The 17,501-nt window shown below is 70.4% G+C and carries 18 protein-coding genes; 8 read left to right on the top strand and 10 right to left on the bottom strand.

Annotated elements, in window-relative coordinates; translation table 11 throughout:
• Positions 1 to 48: 48 nt before the first annotated feature.
• A complete protein-coding gene (gene ppc, locus ET989_RS07990; protein ID WP_131168025.1) occupies positions 49 to 2,829 on the top strand; it encodes a phosphoenolpyruvate carboxylase in 2,781 nt (926 codons plus the stop codon).
• A gap of 82 nt (positions 2,830 to 2,911) precedes the next feature.
• On the opposite strand, the gene ET989_RS07995 is transcribed toward ppc, so the two are convergent.
• A complete protein-coding gene (locus ET989_RS07995; RefSeq protein ID WP_165490088.1) occupies positions 2,912 to 3,799 on the bottom strand; it encodes a tetratricopeptide repeat protein in 888 nt (295 codons plus the stop codon).
• A gap of 75 nt (positions 3,800 to 3,874) precedes the next feature.
• Here ET989_RS07995 and pgm point away from each other — a divergent pair, with 75 nt between their 5' ends.
• Positions 3,875 to 5,500, top strand: coding sequence for a phosphoglucomutase (alpha-D-glucose-1,6-bisphosphate-dependent) (gene pgm / locus ET989_RS08000; protein WP_131168027.1), 1,626 nt, complete (start codon positions 3,875 to 3,877; stop codon positions 5,498 to 5,500).
• A 28-nt stretch (positions 5,501 to 5,528) separates the two neighbouring features.
• Here pgm and ET989_RS08005 read toward each other — a convergent pair whose 3' ends face one another.
• Both ET989_RS08005 and ET989_RS14920 read right to left on the bottom strand, forming a co-directional pair.
• Positions 5,529 to 6,068, bottom strand: a complete 540-nt coding sequence (locus tag ET989_RS08005; protein ID WP_338324532.1) for a PH domain-containing protein — start codon at positions 6,066 to 6,068, stop codon at positions 5,529 to 5,531.
• A gap of 1 nt (position 6,069) precedes the next feature.
• Positions 6,070 to 6,228, bottom strand: coding sequence for a hypothetical protein (locus tag ET989_RS14920; RefSeq protein ID WP_165490089.1), 159 nt, complete (start codon positions 6,226 to 6,228; stop codon positions 6,070 to 6,072).
• 110 nt (positions 6,229 to 6,338) lie between these two features.
• Between ET989_RS14920 and mce the strand changes: the two genes are divergently transcribed.
• From mce to ET989_RS08020, 3 genes are all read left to right on the top strand, one after another.
• The gene (gene mce, locus ET989_RS08010) at positions 6,339 to 6,791 is read left to right on the top strand and encodes a methylmalonyl-CoA epimerase (protein ID WP_131168028.1); all 453 of its coding nucleotides are present in this window, start codon (positions 6,339 to 6,341) and stop codon (positions 6,789 to 6,791) included.
• 117 nt (positions 6,792 to 6,908) lie between these two features.
• Positions 6,909 to 8,084: a DivIVA domain-containing protein gene (locus ET989_RS08015; protein ID WP_131168029.1), complete on the top strand. Its 1,176-nt coding sequence runs from the start codon at positions 6,909 to 6,911 to the stop codon at positions 8,082 to 8,084.
• The gene (locus ET989_RS08020) at positions 8,081 to 9,367 is read left to right on the top strand and encodes an AI-2E family transporter (RefSeq protein WP_131168030.1); all 1,287 of its coding nucleotides are present in this window, start codon (positions 8,081 to 8,083) and stop codon (positions 9,365 to 9,367) included. Before ET989_RS08015 ends, ET989_RS08020 begins: the two co-directional genes overlap by 4 nt.
• A 13-nt stretch (positions 9,368 to 9,380) precedes the next feature.
• Here the strand turns inward: ET989_RS08020 and nucS are convergent, their stop codons facing one another.
• Positions 9,381 to 10,067: an endonuclease NucS gene (nucS, locus tag ET989_RS08025; protein WP_241656278.1), complete on the bottom strand. Its 687-nt coding sequence runs from the start codon at positions 10,065 to 10,067 to the stop codon at positions 9,381 to 9,383.
• Between the two features lie 39 nt (positions 10,068 to 10,106).
• Here nucS and ET989_RS08030 point away from each other — a divergent pair, with 39 nt between their 5' ends.
• Positions 10,107 to 10,379 (top strand): hypothetical protein, encoded by a 273-nt coding sequence (locus ET989_RS08030; RefSeq protein WP_131168032.1) that lies wholly within the window; start codon positions 10,107 to 10,109, stop codon positions 10,377 to 10,379.
• Complete coding sequence (locus ET989_RS08035) at positions 10,380 to 11,183, top strand: alpha/beta fold hydrolase (protein WP_131168033.1); 804 nt, start codon at positions 10,380 to 10,382, stop codon at positions 11,181 to 11,183.
• 3 nt (positions 11,184 to 11,186) lie between these two features.
• Here the strand turns inward: ET989_RS08035 and ET989_RS08040 are convergent, their stop codons facing one another.
• Positions 11,187 to 11,882 (bottom strand): peptidylprolyl isomerase, encoded by a 696-nt coding sequence (locus tag ET989_RS08040; RefSeq protein WP_277751357.1) that lies wholly within the window; start codon positions 11,880 to 11,882, stop codon positions 11,187 to 11,189.
• A 27-nt stretch (positions 11,883 to 11,909) separates the two neighbouring features.
• Here ET989_RS08040 and ET989_RS08045 point away from each other — a divergent pair, with 27 nt between their 5' ends.
• Entirely contained in the window at positions 11,910 to 12,587 is a 678-nt protein-coding gene (locus ET989_RS08045; RefSeq protein ID WP_131168034.1) for a cob(I)yrinic acid a,c-diamide adenosyltransferase, read from the top strand.
• On the opposite strand, the gene ET989_RS08050 is transcribed toward ET989_RS08045, so the two are convergent.
• Genes ET989_RS08050 through atpA form a run of 5 tightly spaced genes read right to left on the bottom strand, consistent with a single transcriptional unit; the run spans position 12,578 to position 17,471 of the window.
• Positions 12,578 to 13,018 carry a DUF2550 domain-containing protein gene (locus tag ET989_RS08050; protein ID WP_165490090.1) on the bottom strand — a complete coding sequence of 147 codons (441 nt, stop codon included), beginning with the start codon at positions 13,016 to 13,018 and terminating at the stop codon, positions 12,578 to 12,580. The genes ET989_RS08045 and ET989_RS08050 overlap by 10 nt on opposite strands.
• 20 nt (positions 13,019 to 13,038) lie before the next feature.
• Positions 13,039 to 13,458, bottom strand: a complete 420-nt coding sequence (locus tag ET989_RS08055; protein WP_131168036.1) for a F0F1 ATP synthase subunit epsilon — start codon at positions 13,456 to 13,458, stop codon at positions 13,039 to 13,041.
• Positions 13,459 to 13,460: 2 nt separating this feature from the next.
• Positions 13,461 to 14,903, bottom strand: coding sequence for a F0F1 ATP synthase subunit beta (gene atpD, locus ET989_RS08060; RefSeq protein ID WP_131168037.1), 1,443 nt, complete (start codon positions 14,901 to 14,903; stop codon positions 13,461 to 13,463).
• Positions 14,904 to 14,919: 16 nt separating this feature from the next.
• On the bottom strand, positions 14,920 to 15,831 hold the full coding sequence (locus ET989_RS08065; RefSeq protein ID WP_131168038.1) for a F0F1 ATP synthase subunit gamma: 912 nt from the start codon (positions 15,829 to 15,831) through the stop codon (positions 14,920 to 14,922).
• Between the two features lie 2 nt (positions 15,832 to 15,833).
• On the bottom strand, positions 15,834 to 17,471 hold the full coding sequence (gene atpA, locus ET989_RS08070) for a F0F1 ATP synthase subunit alpha (protein ID WP_131168039.1): 1,638 nt from the start codon (positions 17,469 to 17,471) through the stop codon (positions 15,834 to 15,836).
• Between the last annotated feature and the right edge of the window lie 30 nt (positions 17,472 to 17,501).

Consider the following 17,501-nt stretch of genomic DNA (forward strand, 5'->3'; position numbering starts at 1 on the left):
TCCCGAGACGGTTCGGTGCGGCCCCCGGCTTCTGACAGGGTGGACGCCGTGACGCACCTACCCGACGACAGCACCGCCATCGACCCCGAGCTCCGCTCTGACGTCCGCCGCGTGGCGACGCTGCTGGGCGAGAGCCTCGTCCGCCAGGGCGGGCCCGGTCTCCTCGAGCTCGTGGAGCGGGTGCGACGACAGGTGAAACGGGCCCGCACGGAGGCGTCCGACGACGCCGCCGCGGCCGCACGGGAGACCCTCACCGGGCTGGAGGCCGACGACGCCACCGCCCTGGTGCGCGCCTTCGCCACGTACTTCCAGCTGGCCAACACCGCCGAGCAGGTCCACCGCGTCCGGGCGATCGACGCCGCCGACGCCGAGAGCGGGTGGCTGGACCGGGCCGTCGCCGCCATCGTGGCCGAGGGCGGCCCCGAGCTGCTGGCGGACACGATCGCCGCAACCGACCTGCGCCCGGTCTTCACCGCGCACCCCACGGAGGCCTCCCGGCGCTCGGTGCTGCTCAAGCTCAAGGACGTGGCGGACGTGCTCGCCACCCCGACCGTCGAGGGCTCCGCAGCCCGCCGCCGCCAGGACGCGCACCTGGCCGAGACGATCGACCTGCTCTGGCAGACCGACGAGCTGCGGCTGGACGCCCCCACCCCCGTGGACGAGGCCCGCAACGCCCTGTACTACCTGAACACCGTCACCGCGAACGCCCTCCCGGCTGTCCTGGACGACCTCGCCGCCCTGGGCGTCGAGCACGGGGTGCGCCTGGAGGCGTCCAGCACCCCGATCAGGTTCGGCTCGTGGATCGGCGGCGACCGCGACGGCAACCCGTTCGTCACCCCCGAGGTCACCCGTGAGGTGCTGCAGCTGCAGCACGAGCACGCGATCACCCACGCGCTCGCCGTGATCGACCGCCTCACCACCGACCTGTCGGTCTCCACCCGGCACGCCGGCGTCAGCGCGGAGCTGGAGGCGTCCCTGCGCGCCGACCTCGACGCGCTCCCCGGGCTGGAGCGGCGCGTCCTGCAAATCAACGCCGAGGAGCCCTACCGACTCAAGCTGACCTGCATCCGCGCCAAGCTGCTGAACACGCGCGCCCGCACGCGCACCGGGGCTGTCCACGAGCCGGGGCGCGACTACGCCGACGCCGAGGGGCTGCGCGCCGACCTCGCGCTCGTCGCCGACTCGCTCGCCACTCACCACGCCGCGCTGGCCGCGCACGGACGCGTCCGCTCGGCCGCCCAGGCCATCGCGGCCACCGGCCTGCACCTGGCCACCCTCGACGTCCGTGAGCACGCCGAGGCGCACCACGAGGCCGTCGGCGCGCTCATCGACCACGTGGGCGACGTGGCGGTCCCCTACGCCGACCTCACCCGCGAACAGCGCCGACGCGTGCTGGCAGCCGAACTCGGGTCGCGGCGTCCGCTGGCCGGCCCCAACCCGCCCCTGGCCGGCCGCGAGCGCCGGACGTTCGACGTGTTCGCCGCGATCGGTGAGGCGCAGGAGCGCTACGGCCGCGCGGTCATCGAGACCTACATCGTGTCGATGACGCAGGGGGTCGACGACATCCTCGCCGCGGCGATCCTGGCCCGGGAAGCCGGCCTGGTCGACCTGCACGGCGGCACGGATGGGGCCACGGCGCACGCCGACATCGGCTTCGTGCCCCTGCTGGAGACGGTGGCGGAGCTGCGCGCCTCGGCCGAGCTCATCGACGGCCTGCTGTCGGACGCCTCGTTCCGCCGGCTGGTGGAGCTGCGGGGCAACCGCCTGGAGGTCATGCTCGGCTACTCCGACTCGAACAAGCAGGCCGGCGTGCTGACCAGCCAGTGGGAGATCCACCAGACCCAGCGCAAGCTGCGCGACGTGACCCGTCGCCACGGCGTCCAGCTGCGGCTGTTCCACGGCCGCGGCGGCTCGGTGGGCCGGGGTGGCGGCCCGACCTACGACGCCATCCTGGCCCAGCCGTACGGCGTGCTGGACGGCACCATCAAGTTCACCGAGCAGGGCGAGGTGATCTCCGACAAGTACGCGCTCCCGGCGCTTGCCCGCGACAACCTCGCGTTGGCCCTGGCCGCGGTCCTGGAGAGCACCGCGCTGCACCGCGGGCCCCGGCAGTCGGACGACGCGCTGGCGCGCTGGGACGCCGTCCTCGAGCTCGCCTCGGACGCCGCCTTCGACGCCTACCGCCGCCTCGTCGACGACCCCGACCTGCCCGCGTACTTCCTGGCCAGCACCCCGGTCGACCAGCTGGGCGCGCTCAAGATCGGCTCGCGGCCGGCCAAGCGCCCGGACTCGGGCGGCGGCATCGAGGGCCTGCGGGCGATCCCGTGGGTTTTCGGGTGGACGCAATCGCGCCAGATCGTCCCGGGCTGGTTCGGCATCGGGTCCGGCCTGCGGGCCGCGCGCGAGGCCGGGCACGCCGACGATCTCGCGGAGATGCTCCAGCAGTGGCACTTCTTCGCCACCGTCATCTCGAACGTGTCGATGACCCTGGCCAAGACCGACCTCGCCGTCGCGGGCCACTACGTCGACACCCTCGTCCCGGACGAGCTGCGCCACGTGTTCGACCTGATCCGGGCCGAGCACGACCTCACCGTCGCCGAGGTGACCCGCCTGACCGGCGAGGAGGTGCTGCTCGACAGCCAGCCGCGCCTGCAGCGCACGCTCGCGGTGCGGGACCAGTACCTCGATCCGATCAGCTACCTCCAGGTCGAGTTGCTGCGGCGCGTGCGGGCGCTGGACGCCGAAGGTGCCGACGTGCCGGACTCGCTCCAGCGGGCCCTGCTGGTCACCGTCAACGGCGTCGCCGCCGGCCTGAGGAACACGGGCTAGGAAACCCGCGACGCGGATCCTCCCTCGCAACGCGGAAGGGATCAGCGTGACGAGGGAGGAAGGGCGTTGGGAGCCGGTCCGATCAGAACAGCGCGCTCATCAGGTCGCGGCGGGCCGACAGGACCGCGGGCTCGGCGGCACCGACGGTCTCGAAGAGCTCCAGCAGACGGGTGCGGGCCTTCTCCCGCTCCGGGCCGCTGGTGAGCCGGACGGCCTCGACCAGCCGCGCGAAGGCCGGCTCGAGGCGTCCGTTGGCGACTTCCAGGTCGGCCATGGCGAGCTGGGCGTCCACGTCGGCGGGATCGGCCGCGGCTGCGGCCTGCGTGGCGGCGGCGTCCAGACCCTGGAGGCGCACCATGAGGCTGGCCTGCGCCTTCCCGGCGGACGCCTCGGCGTCGGCCGGGTTGGCCGCGAGGAGCTTCTCGAACTCGGCAACCGCGCCCGCGAAGTCGCCCTGCTCGAGGGCCGCGTCGGCGGCCTCGAACCGGGGGTCGGGCCCCGCAGCCGCCTCGGCACCCTCCGGGACGACAGGCTGGGCGCGGCCGCCCATGCCGTTGGAGTTGGCGAGCATGACGAGTTGGTCGATCACGGCCTTGGCCTGCGCCTTGTCGGTGGTGCCCTGGAACATCGGCGCGAGCTGCCCGCCCACCACGCCGACCACCATCGGCACCGCACTGACCTGCAGCGCCTGCGCGATGGCCGGGGCCTCGTCCACGTTCACCCGGACCAGGAGGAAGGCGCCCGCGGCCTCGTTGGCGAGTTCTTTGAGGTCGGCGGACATCCGGGCGGCGTTGGGCGCGCGCGGGGACCAGAACTCGACGACCAGCGGGTGTTGCATCGACAGGGCGAGGTGGGACTCGAACGTCCGGTCGTCCGCCTCCACCCACCAGACGGCACCCGCCGGGGCGGGCGGCGCGGGCTTGAGCGCAGACAGGTCGATGGCTCCACCACGGAACGGCACAGAAGTCATGCCGACCATTGTTCCACCGCCGGGCAATCGCCCAGAACCCTGCCCGCCGCCCCCGGGAACGGGCAAGATGGAGCCATGGTTCACGCACGCGCAGGGCAGCTCGCGCTGCCGGAAGATCTCATCAACGTCGACGACGTCCTCGCGGCGTACTACGACCTCGTGCCGGATCCCGGCAATCCCGACCAGATGGTCGTGTTCGGCACGTCGGGCCACCGCGGCTCCTCGCTGAAGACCGCCTTCAACGAGGCCCACATCGCGGCCACGACCCAGGCGATCATCGAGTACCGCGCCAGCCAGGGCATCACCGGGCCGCTGTTCATCGGCAAGGACACCCACGGCCTGTCGCTGCCCGCGTGGAAGACCGCGCTGGAGGTGCTGCACGCCCACGGGGTCGATGTCCGCGCCGAGCGCGAGGACGAGTACACGCCGACGCCGGCCGTGTCCCGCGCCATCATCGTCCACAACCGCGACCACGACGGCCCCCGCGCCGACGGCATCGTGGTCACCCCGTCCCACAACCCGCCGGCCGACGGCGGCTTCAAGTACAACCCGCCGCACGGCGGCCCGGCCGACTCCGACGCCACCAAGGTCATCGCGGCGCGCGCGAACGAGCTGATGGCCGACTGGAAGTCGATCAAGCGGACGCCGTACGAGCGGGCCGCGGCCGACATCACGCGCCACGACTACCGGACGCCCTACTGCGACGACCTCGTCAACGTCATCAACCTGGACGCCATCCGGGGCGCCGGGCTCAACATCGGCGCCGACCCGATGGGCGGGGCGGCCGTGCAGTACTGGGAGTACATCGCCGACACCATGAACCTCGGCCTGACCGTCATCAACCGCGTGGTCGACCCGGCGTGGCCGTTCATGACGCTCGACTGGGACGGCAAGATCCGCATGGACTGCTCCTCGCCGTACGCGATGGCGTCCCTGATCGACAACCGCGACACGTTCGACCTGTCACACGGCAACGACGCCGACTCCGACCGCCACGGCATCGTGACGCCTGACGCCGGCCTGATGAACCCGAACCACTACCTCGCCGTGGCGATCCAATACCTGTTCAGCCACCGCGGCGGCTGGAACCCCGAGGCAGGCATCGGCAAGACCCTCGTGTCGAGCTCGATGATCGACAACGTGGCCCGCAAGCTCGGCAAGAACCTCGTGGAGGTCCCGGTCGGCTTCAAGTGGTTCGTGCCCGGCCTGTCCGACGGCTCGATCGGCTTCGGCGGCGAGGAGTCGGCGGGCGCCTCGTTCCTCACGCTCGACGGCAAGACGTGGACGACCGACAAGGACGGCATCATCCTCGACCTGCTCGCCTCGGAGATTCTGGCCGTCACCGGCAAGACCCCGTCGCAGCACTACGCGGAGCTCGAGGCGGAGTTCGGCAAGACCGCCTACGCCCGCATCGACGCGCCGGCCAACCGGGAGCAGAAGGCCAAGCTGGGCAAGCTGTCCCCCGCCGACGTGACGGCGACCGCGCTGGCCGGCGAGGCCATCGTGGCGAAGATGACAGAGGCGCCGGGCAACGGTGCGGCCATCGGTGGCCTCAAGGTCGTCACCGAGAGCGCGTGGTTCGCCGCACGGCCCTCGGGCACCGAGGACGTCTACAAGATCTACGCCGAGTCCTTCAAGGGCCCCGAGCACCTCGCCCAGGTCCAGAAGGAGGCCAAGGAGGTCGTGGACGCCGTCCTCTGATCCGCCGACAGCCCCGGGGCGGTCGGCGTCAGACGCCGTCGAACTCCTCCACGGGTTCCATCCGGGCGCGCAGGCCGGCGCGCTGGATGACCCGCTGGATGGTCAGGTCGCGGCGCTCGATGTCGGGAACGAAGTTGATCTGCTTGAGGCCCTGGTCCTGGGCCGCCGACTCGAAGACGAAGTGCCCGTACCCGAGCAGCTGGCCCAGGAGGGTCTGCCGCACCGAGATGTCGAGGATGCGCGCGATCGGCATGGTCGCCATGTGCTGGTCGACCACGCCGTGCACCCGGAAAACCCGCATGTTGGTGATGACGAAGCGGTCCATGAACTCCACGTGGATCCGGTAGAACCCCCACGCGCCCAGACCGAGGCCGAGCAGCAACCCGACCCACCAGCCGGCGCCCAGCCACGGCATGGCGGCGAAGCACAGCATGCCGCCGACGACGATGAGCACGGGCACCACGCGTGTCACCCAGTGGCGCGACACCTCGTCGACGATGAACTCGCCCTCGTCCACGAGCATCCGGCGCGACGCCTCCGGGTGGAGGAATCGCGACAGGCCGGCCACGTCAGCCTCGGGCCAGCGAGTCGAAGAAGCGGCCGATCGAGTCGAATGTGCCGAGGATGAACTTCACGAATTCCGCTGCCGCCTCCGGGCGTGTGTACAGGTAGAAGATCGCGAACATGACGAGAAGGGCGAGCAGGATCGTGCGGATCCATTTACCCATGGCGGCCTCCAGGGGGAAGTCTGGTTGAACGGCGGTTACCGGAACAGTTTGCCGTACCGACGGGGCTGGCGGCCGTGCGGCGCGCCGCCGGGAGGTGGGACAATGACCCCATGGACAACACTGACCTGTTTGTGTGCATCGACCACGTCGGCCTCGCCGTCCCCAACCTCGACGAGGCCATCAAGCTCCACACCGAGGTCTTCGGGTGGCGCGTGCTCCACCGCGAGAGCAACGAGGAGCAGGGTGTCGAGGAGGCGATGCTGGGCACGGGTGACCAGCACGTCGAGAACGCCCAGATCCAGCTGCTCGCCCCTCTGTCGGAGAACTCCACCATCGGCAAGTGGCTGGCGAAGAACGGTGGACGCGGCGGCATTCAGCAGCTGGCCTACCGCGTTCGCGACATCGACGCGGTGTGCGCCACCCTGCGCGAGCGCGGCGTGACGCTGCTCTACGACGAGCCGAAGATCGGCACCGGCGGCTCCCGCATCCAGTTCGCCCACCCCAAGAGCACCGGTGGGGTGCTGCTCGAGCTGGTGGAGCCCGCGGCAAGCGCCTCGCACTGACGTCGACGGCCGCGACAGGCCCGCACACCGCGTGCAAGAGGGCCTGTCGCGACCCCGAACTCACCTTCCCCGGGTAGCATCGAGGCACTCCACGTCGGAGCTTGAGAGGACGCACCGGTGACGAACGAGCAAGACCAGCACGGGCTCGACCTGTTCGACCAGAACGCCAGCGCGGTACGCGGCTTCCCCAACGCCATGCTCGGGTACGAGAAGAAGGCCGTGGACGACTACATCCGCGACCTCGAGCGGCAGCTGTCGGTCGCCAAACACCAGATGCGTGAGGTCCAGCGCGAGCTGACCGCCGCGAACCTGCGCGTCGACGACACCGACTTCAGCAAGCTGGGCGCCCACACCGCGAACCTGCTCAAGGTCGCCGAGGCCCAGGCCGGCGAGCTGCTCCAGAGGGCCCAGTCCCGGGCCCAGGCGATGCTGTCGGACGCCGAGGCCGAGGTCGAGCGCACGCGCGCCCAGGCCGCCCAGACCATCGAGTCGGCGCGTCAGGAGGGCATCGCCTCCATCAAGGTGCTGCGCGACGACCTGGAGCGCCAGACCACCCACGAGCTCGACGCCGCGCGCACCGAGGCCCAGGGCCTCCGCGAGGCTGCCGACAACCACCACGCCACCGTCCTGGCCGATGCCGAGCAGCAGGTCGCCGCCCTCCTGGAGGGCGCGCGCCGCGAGGCGGACGCCATCCGCGAGGCCGCCACCCGCGAGGCCGCCGAGGCCCGCGCCGAGTTCGCGAGCGAGCGGGAGCAGGCGCTGGCCGCCCTCCAGGCCGAGCAAGTCGCCCTGACCGAGAAGATGACGGCGGCCACCGCTGAGGCGCGCAGCCGCTCCGAGGAACTCCTCGCCGCCCTGACCAAGGCCAGCGAGGACCTTCGCAGCCGCCAGCAGGCCGCCTACACCGAGGCCGAGGGCATCAAGACCGACGCCATCAACGAGGCCGCGGCCATCATCGACCGCGCGCGGGCCGACGCCCAGGTGAAGCTCGCCGAGACCGACGCCGAGCTGGTGGCCCGCAACGACCAGCTCAAGCGCGAGAACCGGCACCTCCGCCAGCGCAAGCAGGCCCTGCTCACCCAGCTGGCCCAGCTGTCGAGCTTCGCCACAGAGACGGCGAGCGAGTTCCCCGAGGACGAGATGACCGGCCCGATCATGGCTGCGCTCGCCGAGGAGCCCGGTGCCGGGGCCGACCCGGCGGTCGACGGGCCCGCCGAGGACGCCCCCGTACAGACCGAGCACGCCGAGGCCATCACCACCGATGACGAGCCCGAGGGTCAGGAAGGTCGGTGACGCAGGCCGCCCTTCCGGAGTCGGCGGAGCCGCCGGAGGCGGCCCGGAGCGACCCCCCTGAGGCCCCGAGCAGCGAGACCACAGCACCGGCGCCGGAAACGTCCGGGGCCGCGCAGGCGCCCTTCCCCGCAGGTCCCGCCACGGCCCCGGCCGCCCGGCCCTGGTGGCGGCGCCTGCGCCGCACGAGTCAGCTGACCCCGCCCGACCCGGACCGGGAGCTGGCCCTCGCCGCCGCGGCGTCCGGCCCCACCAGCCTGTTGTACCGCTCACCGTTCCAGATCGGCTTCCTGCTGACCCTGGGTGGCCTGGTGGCCTTCGGACTGCTGGGCATCGTCGTGGCGCTGCAGAGCGTGCTGATCCTCGTCGTCCTGTCTCTGTTCCTGGCGCTGGGCCTGAACCCGCTGGTGGAGAAGCTGCACCGCAGCGGCGCCCCGCGCGGCCTGGCGGTCACGATCGTGGCGCTGGCCCTGGTCGTGTTGATGATCCTCGGCGCGTGGGCGGTGCTGCCACTGCTGACAGATCAGGCCAACATCCTCATCCAGAACGCGCCGGGCTACCTGCAGGGCCTGCGCGAGAACCCGCAGGTGGCCGAGTTCGACGGCCAGTACGACGTCATCAACCGGGTGAGCCAGATGCTGACCTCCGGCGCGTGGGTCGAGTGGATGTTCGGCGGCATCATGGGCGCGGGCGCGGCCATCGCCAACGTGGTGTTCAGCCTCGTGGTGACGCTGGTGCTGACCCTGTGGTTCCTGGCCTCGCTGCCGTCGATCAAGGAGACGATCTACCAGCTCGCCCCCGCCTCGCGGCGCCCGCGGGTGAAATACCTGGCCGGCGAGATGTTCCGCCGCATCGGCGGCTACATGTCGGGGCTGTTCACCATCGTCCTGCTGGCGACGGGGTCGGCGTTCGTGTTCCTGAACGCCGTCGGCCTCGGCTCGCTGTCCCTGGCGCTCGCCGTCGTGGTCGCCGTGTTCGCGTTCATCCCGCTGGTGGGGCCGACGATCTCGATGCTGACCGTCTCGCTGGTCGCGTTCTCGAACAACACCACGACCGGCATCATCACGCTGGTGTTCTTCCTGCTCTACCAGCAGGTCGACGCCTACCTGCTCCAGCCGCGAATCTTTTCGAAGTCGGTCAACGTCCCCGGCCCCCTCATCGTGCTGGCGGCCATCTCCGGCGGCATCCTGTTCGGCATCGCCGGCGCCCTGCTGGCCATCCCGACGGTCGCCTCCCTGCTGCTGATCTACCGCGAGGTGCTGGTGCCCGCCCTCGACCGCGCCTGAGGCGTCCGGCACCTCAGAACAGGCGGTCCTCGGCGTCGTCGAGCCCGCGCAGTGCGTCGTAGTCGACGATCACGCAGCTGATGCCGCGGGCGGCGGCCACGACTTTGGCCTGCGGCTTGATCTGCTGGGCGGCGAACACGCCCTGGACCGGACGCAGGTGCGGGTCGGCGTTCAGCAGCTCGAGGTAGCGGGACAGCTGCTCCACCCCGTCGATCTCGCCGCGGCGCTTCACCTCGACGGCCACGTGCGTCCCGTCCGCGTCGCGGAACAGGATGTCGACCGGTCCGATGGCGGTCATGTGCTCGCGCCGCACCAGCGTCCAGCCCTCCCCGAAGGTGCCGGGGTTGTCGGCCAGCAGGGCTTGCAGGTGGGCCTCCACGCCGTCCTTGACCAGGCCGGGGTCGACGCCCAGCTCGTGGCTGGTGTCGTGCAGCACCTCGGCGATCGAGATGATCAGCCGGTCCGCGTCCTTGTTCTGCACCTCCCACACCTGCTCCAGGGCCGCTTCCTCCTCCACGTCGGGGTCGGCGTCGCGCTTGACCAGGGTGCAGGGCGGGTTCATCCAGTTCAGCGGCTTGTAGGCCCGGTCGTCGGCGTGGATCGAGATCGACCCGTCCGCCTTGAGCAGGATGAGCCGCTTGGCCATCGGCAGGTGCGCCGACAGGCGGCCGGCGTAGTCGACCTGGCAGCGGGCAATCATGAGGCGCACCCGGCGAGCCTACCGTCTACGATCGGGCGCATGGCCCGACGTCCCAGCAAGCACCTGCGCCCCGCGCGGCCGCTGTCCACGTCGCTGGCCCGTGCCGAGACCAAGCGGGACGGCGCCTGGGTGGTGCAGGCCATGGTCGGCGGCCGGTCGACCAAGCAATACACCTGCCCCGACTGCCACCGCTCCATCCCTGCCGGCGCCGCCCACGTCGTCGCCTGGCCACGGACGCCGCACGTGGGCGCGGCGTCCGCGGTGGACGACCGCAGGCACTGGCACACCGCCTGTTGGAACCGGAGGGGATGAGTGGACCTGCACACCACGTCCATCGGTGGGGGGACTCCGCGGGTGGCCTACCTGCACGGCCTGCTGGGCCAGGGCAAGAACCTCGCCACCATCGCGAAGATGGTCGCCGAGACCGACCCGGGCCTCCTCTACGACCTGCCCAACCACGGCCGCAGCCCGTGGGACGACGACTTCGGCTACGCCTCGATGGCGGACGCTGTGGCCGCCGACCTGCGCGACCGGCTGGGGCGGTCCGCGGCCGTGACCGTCGTCGGGCACTCGATGGGCGGCAAGACCGCGATGGCGATGGCGCTGCGCCACCCCTCCCTCGTGCGCGGCCTCGTGGTGCTCGACATCGCCCCGGACGACTCCTCGCACGGCTACGGCTTCCACCGGCTCATCGGCGCCCTGAAGGGCCTGGACCTCACCGCCTTCGAGACGCGGGCGGACGCCGACGCCGCCCTCGCCGAGCAGGTGCGGGAGGAGGGCGTCCGGTCGTTCCTGCTGCAGAACCTGCACCGCGCGCCCGGCGGCGGCTGGCGCTGGCTGGCCAACCTCGACCTGTTGGAACGGGCGCTCCCCCTGATCAGCGGCTGGCCCGCGGGCATCCGGGGCACCTACGACGGGCCCGTGCTGTGGCTGCGCGGGGGCGACTCGGGCTACGTCACCGAAGAGCACGTGCCCACGATGAAGGCCCTGTTCCCCCGCGCGCGGCTGGTCACCATCAAGAACGCCGGCCACTGGCTGCACGCCGAGCAGCCGCAGGCCGTCGGCAAGTCGCTGGCGATGTTCCTGGCCAGCCTGCGCCCCGAACTGGGGCGCTGAGCCTCAGCCGGCGGTGATCGACCGGATCACAGTCGGCAGGTTCGGACGCCCGGTGCCGTCGCCGTTGCTGGAGTCGTGGCCCTGGAAGGCCCGGTCAGCGATCACCTGGTTGCCCGCCTCGTCCAGCTTGCCGAAGACCGTGTAGTTGGGCTGGAGGCGGGTGTCGTCGTAGACGAAGAAGAACTGCGACCCGTTGGTGTCGGGGCCCGAATTGGCCATGGCCAGCACGCCGGCCGGGTAGCCGGTGGTGTGCTCGAGCTCGTCGTCGAAGCTGTAGCCCGGGCGTCCGGTGCCGGTGCCCGTCGGGTCGCCGCACTGCAGGATGAACATGCCCTGGGTCGAGAGGCGGTGGCACTCCGTGTCGTTGTAGTAGCCCTGCGCCACGAGGCTCTCGAACGAGTGCACGGTGCAGGGGGCGGCGGCCCGGTCCAGCTCGACGTCGACCTTGGCGTCGCCGAGGTCGATCACCATCGAGACGGTGCCCGTGGCGGGCACGTCGGTGCCGTCGGGGGCGTCGACCGGCTTCGCGGGCGTTCCGCCGGGGCGGTACTCGCAGGTGACGGTGCCGGGCGCAGCCGCGCGGGTCGTGGCGGCGGCCGAGGCCGCGGGCGCCCGGGTGCTCTGCGGGGCGACGGCGCAGCCGGCGGTGGCGAGGACGAGGAGGGCCGCGGACGTTGCGGCCAGGGCACGGGAAGTCACCCGCCCAACTTCACATAGGGTAGGTGCATGGTCAACTTGACGCGCATCTACACGCGCACCGGCGACGCCGGCAGCACTCGGCTCTCGGACATGTCCGAGACGCGGAAGACGGACCTGCGGGTCGAGGCGTACGGGCAGGTGGACGAGGCGAACGCCGTCCTCGGCCTGGCGACGACGCTGGGTGGCCTGCCGGACGCCGTGGTCGCGGCCCTGCGCGAGGTGCAGAACGAGCTGTTCGATCTGGGCGCCGACCTGTCCAACCCGGTTGTCGCCGAGCCGAAGTGGGAGCCGTTGCGCATCGACCAGTCCAGCATCGACCGCCTGGAGGCGTGGTGCGACGCGTTCGGCGACCCGCTGCCCGACCTGGTCAGCTTCATCCTGCCCGGCGGCACGCCGGGTGCGGCCTATCTTCACCTGGCCCGCACGGTCGTCCGCCGGGCCGAGCGCGCGGCCTGGGCCGCCGCCGAACAGTACGGCTTCGAGGTGGGCACCGGTGACGCGCCCGGCGGTGTCAACCCGCTCGCGATCACCTACCTGAACCGGCTCTCGGACCTGCTGTTCATCCTGGGCCGGGTCGCCAATGTCGACGAGGGTGATGTGCTGTGGGTGCCGGGCAAGGACCGCGCGCCGGTCGGCGAGCGGGCGCAGCGCCAGCGCGAGAAGATCGAGGCGGCCCAAGCCGACCTGGACTCCCGTCAGCGGTAGGTGCTCTTCTCGGGGCCGCCCGGGGCGCCCGCCTCGGTCCAGCTGGAGAAGGCGGTGAGGTCGGGGCGCGCCATGGCCAGCAGGTAGCCGGCGTTGCGCCCGCCCAACTCGGTCACGACGTGCCCGTCGTACAGTTCTGCGGCCTCGTCGGGTTCCGGGGGCCGGACGCGCACGACGCTGGTCTCGTGCCGGTGGAAGGTGATGCGGGGACGCAGGGACAGCGCGAAGACGCGGTACCACTCCAGGTCCTCATCGCGGAAGCGCGCGACGCCGAGCGTCCACCCCGCGCCCGGGCGCTTGAGGGAGCACTCGAAGACCCTCCCCCGGCCCGCCAGCCAGCGCCGCCGGGCGATGAGCCAAAAGACGGGGATGAGGGCGCACACGACCAGCAGGCCGACCACCGTAGCGGTCCAACTCCACCAGTCAGGCACCCCCAGCCCCGTTCACGTGTTCAGTGCCGGCCGGCCGCCTTCGCGGCCGCCCGTACCTGCGCGCTGGCGCGATGGTAGGACTGCATCGTCTCGGTGCTGACGTCCCCCTTCTCAAGCGCTAGCTGAGCCTGGTTGAGCTGGCGCTCCGCCTCCGCCTGGTCGATCTCGCCCGCCAGCCGCGCATACGCGTTCAGCAGCGAGACACGGTTCTCGGCCACGGAGAGGAAGCCTCCGTCCACCGCGATGATCTCGCGGTTTCCGTCGCTCGTGATGACCTCGACGGCTGAGGGCACCAGGACGCCGAAGAACGGCTCGTGGTGGGACAGGATGCCGATGTCACCCTCCGTCGTCCGCGCGATGACCTGGTCGGCGTCGCCTTCCCAGATGAGCCCGTCGGCGCTGACCACCTCGACCCGGAGCGGGCTGGAGTCGAACGCCATGCTCAGCCTTCCTTCTGGATGCGGTCCCAGTTCTCCATGACCATGTCCATGCCGCCCACGTTGAAGAAGGCCTGCTCGGCGATGTGGTCGACCTCACCGTTGCAGATCATCTTGAACGCCTCGATGGTGTCGGCCAGCGGCACCGTGGAGCCCTCGATCTGGGTGAACTTCGTGGCCATGTAGGTGTTTTGGGAGAGGAACTGCTGAATGCGGCGCGCGCGACCGACGACGATCTTGTCCTCCTCGGACAGTTCGTCGACACCGAGGATCGCGATGATGTCCTGCAGCTCCTTGTTGCGCTGAAGGATCTGCTTCACGCGGGTCGCCGTCTCGTAGTGGTCCCGGCCCACGTACTGCGGGTCGAGGATGCGCGACGTCGAGGTGAGCGGGTCCACGGCCGGGTACAGGCCACGCGACGCGATGTCACGGGAGAGCTCGGTCGTGGCGTCCAGGTGGGCGAAGGTGGTCGCAGGTGCCGGGTCGGTGTAGTCGTCGGCGGGCACGTAGATGGCCTGCATCGAGGTGATGGAGTGGCCGCGAGTCGACGTGATGCGCTCCTGCAGCTGGCCCATCTCGTCGGCCAGGTTCGGCTGGTAGCCCACGGCCGAGGGCATGCGGCCGAGCAGCGTGGAGACCTCGGAACCTGCCTGGGTGAACCGGAAGATGTTGTCGATGAAGAGCAGCACGTCCTGGTTCTGCACGTCGCGGAAGTACTCCGCCATCGTCAGGGCCGACAGGGCGACGCGGAGGCGGGTGCCCGGCGGCTCGTCCATCTGGCCGAACACCAGGGCGGTGTCCTTCATGACGCCGGCCTCGATCATCTCGTTGATGAGGTCGTTGCCCTCACGGGTGCGCTCACCCACGCCGGCGAACACCGAGGTGCCACCGAAGTTGTGGGCGATGCGGAAGATCATCTCCTGGATGAGGACGGTCTTGCCGACGCCGGCGCCGCCGAACAGGCCGATCTTGCCGCCCTTCACGTACGGGGTGAGCAGGTCGAGCACCTTGATGCCGGTCTCGAGCATCTCGGTCCTGGGCTCGAGGTCCTCGAACTTGGGTGCCGGGCGGTGGATCGGCCAGCGCTCGTTGATCTCGATGCCGGAGATGTCCTCGTTGAGGCAGTCACCGGTCACATTCCAGACGCGGCCCTTCGTGACGTCGCCGACGGGCACGGAGATCGGGGCGCCGGTGTCGACGACCTCGGTCCCGCGACGCATGCCGTCGGTGGGCTTCAGGGAGATGGCGCGGACGATGTTGTCGCCGACGTGCAGCGCGACCTCGGCCGTGATCTCACGGGAGAGCTCGCCGGCGTCGATCTTGATCTTCACCGCGTTCATGATGGCGGGCATCTGGTCGGCGGGGAACTCGACGTCCACCACCGGGCCGATGACACGCGCGACGCGGCCGACACCGGTCGTGGTGGGGTTCTCAGCAGTCAGGGTCATGGTTGCCTCTCTCGCCTCAGTCCTGGGCGCTCGACTCGGCGAGCGCGCTGGCTCCACCGACGATCTCGGTGATTTCCTGGGTGATCTCCGCCTGGCGCGCCTGGTTGGCCTCACGCGTCAGGGACTCGATCAGTTGGTTCGCGTTGTCGGTGGCCGACTTCATGGCCCGCTGCTGGCTGGCCAGGATCGATGCCGACGACTGCAGCAGGTAGAACCAGACGCGGCTGCGCACGTAGACGGGCATGACGGCGTCCAGCACCGTCGCGGCATCAGGTTCGAAGTCGTACTGCGGGATGTGGTCTTGCTCCCCCAGCTCCGTGACACCTTCCACGACCTCGAGCGGCAGCAGCCGACGGACGCGCGGGGTCTGGGTGAGCATGGACTCCATACGGGTGTAGACGGCGTGAATCTCGTCGACGCCGCCCTCCTCGTACGGGGTGAGGAAGTCCTTGATGAGCACGTCCGCGATCTCGTGGGCGTTGGCGAACGTGGGGGCGTCGCTGAACCCCTCCCACGTCTGCGCCATGCTCAGCTCACGGAACTTCATGTAGCCGATGCCCTTGCGACCGACGACGTAGCGCTTGACCTCCATCCCCTGCTCCTCGAGCCGGGCCCGCATGCGCGCGCCCGTCTTGTGGACGTTGGAGTTGAAGGCGCCGTTCATGCCACGGTCCGACGTGAGAACCAGCAGGGCCGCACGGCGCGGCCGCTCCACCCGGGTGGTGAGCGGGTGCTCGAGGTTGGCCGAGTGCGTCGCCAGGGCGGAGACCGCCCGGTTCAGTTCCCGGGTGTAGGGCAGGGCCTTGGATGCCGCCTGCTGCGCCCGGATGACCTTGGACGCAGCGATGAGCTCCATCGCCTTGGTGATCTTCTTGGTCGCCGACACCGACTTACGTCGCTGTCGAAGCTCCCTCAGACTGGACGCCATGCTCAGCCCTTCTTGATCACGATCTTCTCGGCATCGACCTCGTCGTCACCGAGCGCCTTGGCGCCGGGCTGGTCGGCTGCCGGGGCGGCCTTGTCAGAGGCGCGGAAGCCCTCCTTGACCTTCTTGATCTCGGCGACCACCGCGTTGGCGGTGTCGTCGTCCCACTTCTTCGTCTCGGCGATGGTCGCCAGGATCGGCGTGTTGTGGCGCAGGTGCTCCAGCAGCTCGCTCTCGAAGCGGAGGACGTCCTCGACGGCGATGTCGTCGAAGTGGCCGTTGGTGCCGGCCCACACGGAGACGACCTGGTCCTCGACCGGGTACGGCTGGTACTGGCCCTGGCGCAACAACTCGGTGAGGCGTGCGCCCCGGTCCAGCTGGCGGCGGGAGGCGGCGTCCAGGTCGGACGCGAACATCGCGAACGCCTGCATGTCGCGGTACTGGGCCAGCGAGATCTTGAGAGTGCCAGCGACACCCTTCATGGCCTTGACCTGGGCGGCACCACCGACGCGGGACACCGAGATGCCGACGTCGATCGCGGGGCGCTGGTTGGCGTTGAAGAGGTCGGACTGCAGGAAGATCTGGCCGTCGGTGATCGAGATCACGTTGGTCGGGATGTACGCCGAGACGTCGTTGGCCTTGGTCTCGATGATCGGCAGGCCGGTCATCGAACCGCCACCCAGCTCGTCGCTCAGCTTGGCGCAGCGCTCCAGCAGGCGGGAGTGGAGATAGAAGACGTCACCGGGGTACGCCTCGCGGCCCGGGGGACGACGCAGCAGCAGCGACATGGCGCGGTAGGCCTCGGCCTGCTTGGTGAGGTCGTCGAAGATGATCAGGACGTGCTTTCCCTGGTACATCCAGTGCTGGCCGATCGCAGAGCCCGCGTAAGGCGCGATGTACTTGAAGCCGGCGGGGTCGGACGCCGGGGCGTGCACGATGGTGGTGTAGTCCATCGCACCGGCCTCCTCCAGCGTCTTGCGCAGGGCCGCGATCGTGGAGCCCTTCTGGCCGATCGCGACGTAGATGCAGCGGACCTGCTGCGTCGGGTCACCGGTGGCCCAGTTGGCCTTCTGGTTGATGATCGCGTCGACCGCGATGGCGGTCTTGCCCGTCTTGCGGTCGCCGATGATGAGCTGGCGCTGGCCGCGGCCGATCGGGATCATGGCGTCGATGGCCTTGATGCCGGTCTGGAGCGGCTCGCGGACCTCCTGGCGGTCCATGACGCCGGCGGCCTGGAGCTCGAGCGTGCGGCGGTCGGTCACACCTGCCAGCTCGCCGAGGCCGTCGATGGGGTTGCCCATCGCGTCCACGGTGCGGCCGAGGTAGCCGTCACCCACGGGCACGGAGAGCACCTCGCCGGTGCGGCGCACCTGCGAGCCCTCCTCGATGCCCTCGGATTCGCCCAGCACGACGACACCGATCTCGCGGACGTCGAGGTTCAGCGCGATGCCGAGCGTGCCGTTGGAGAACTCCAGCAGCTCGTTCGCCATGGCCGAGGGCAGTCCCTCGACGCGCGCGATGCCGTCACCCGACGTCACGACGGTGCCGACCTCCTCACGGGTGGAGGTGTCCGGCGTGTAGTTGGAAACAAACCGGTCGAGGGCATCCCGAATCTCGTCGGGACGAATGGTCAGATCCGCCATGTCGAATGCGTTCCTTCGCTTGCGTCGCTG

It is taken from the genome of Propioniciclava sinopodophylli, assembly GCF_004324755.1.
In the GTDB taxonomy this organism is placed as follows: domain Bacteria; phylum Actinomycetota; class Actinomycetes; order Propionibacteriales; family Propionibacteriaceae; genus Propioniciclava; species Propioniciclava sinopodophylli.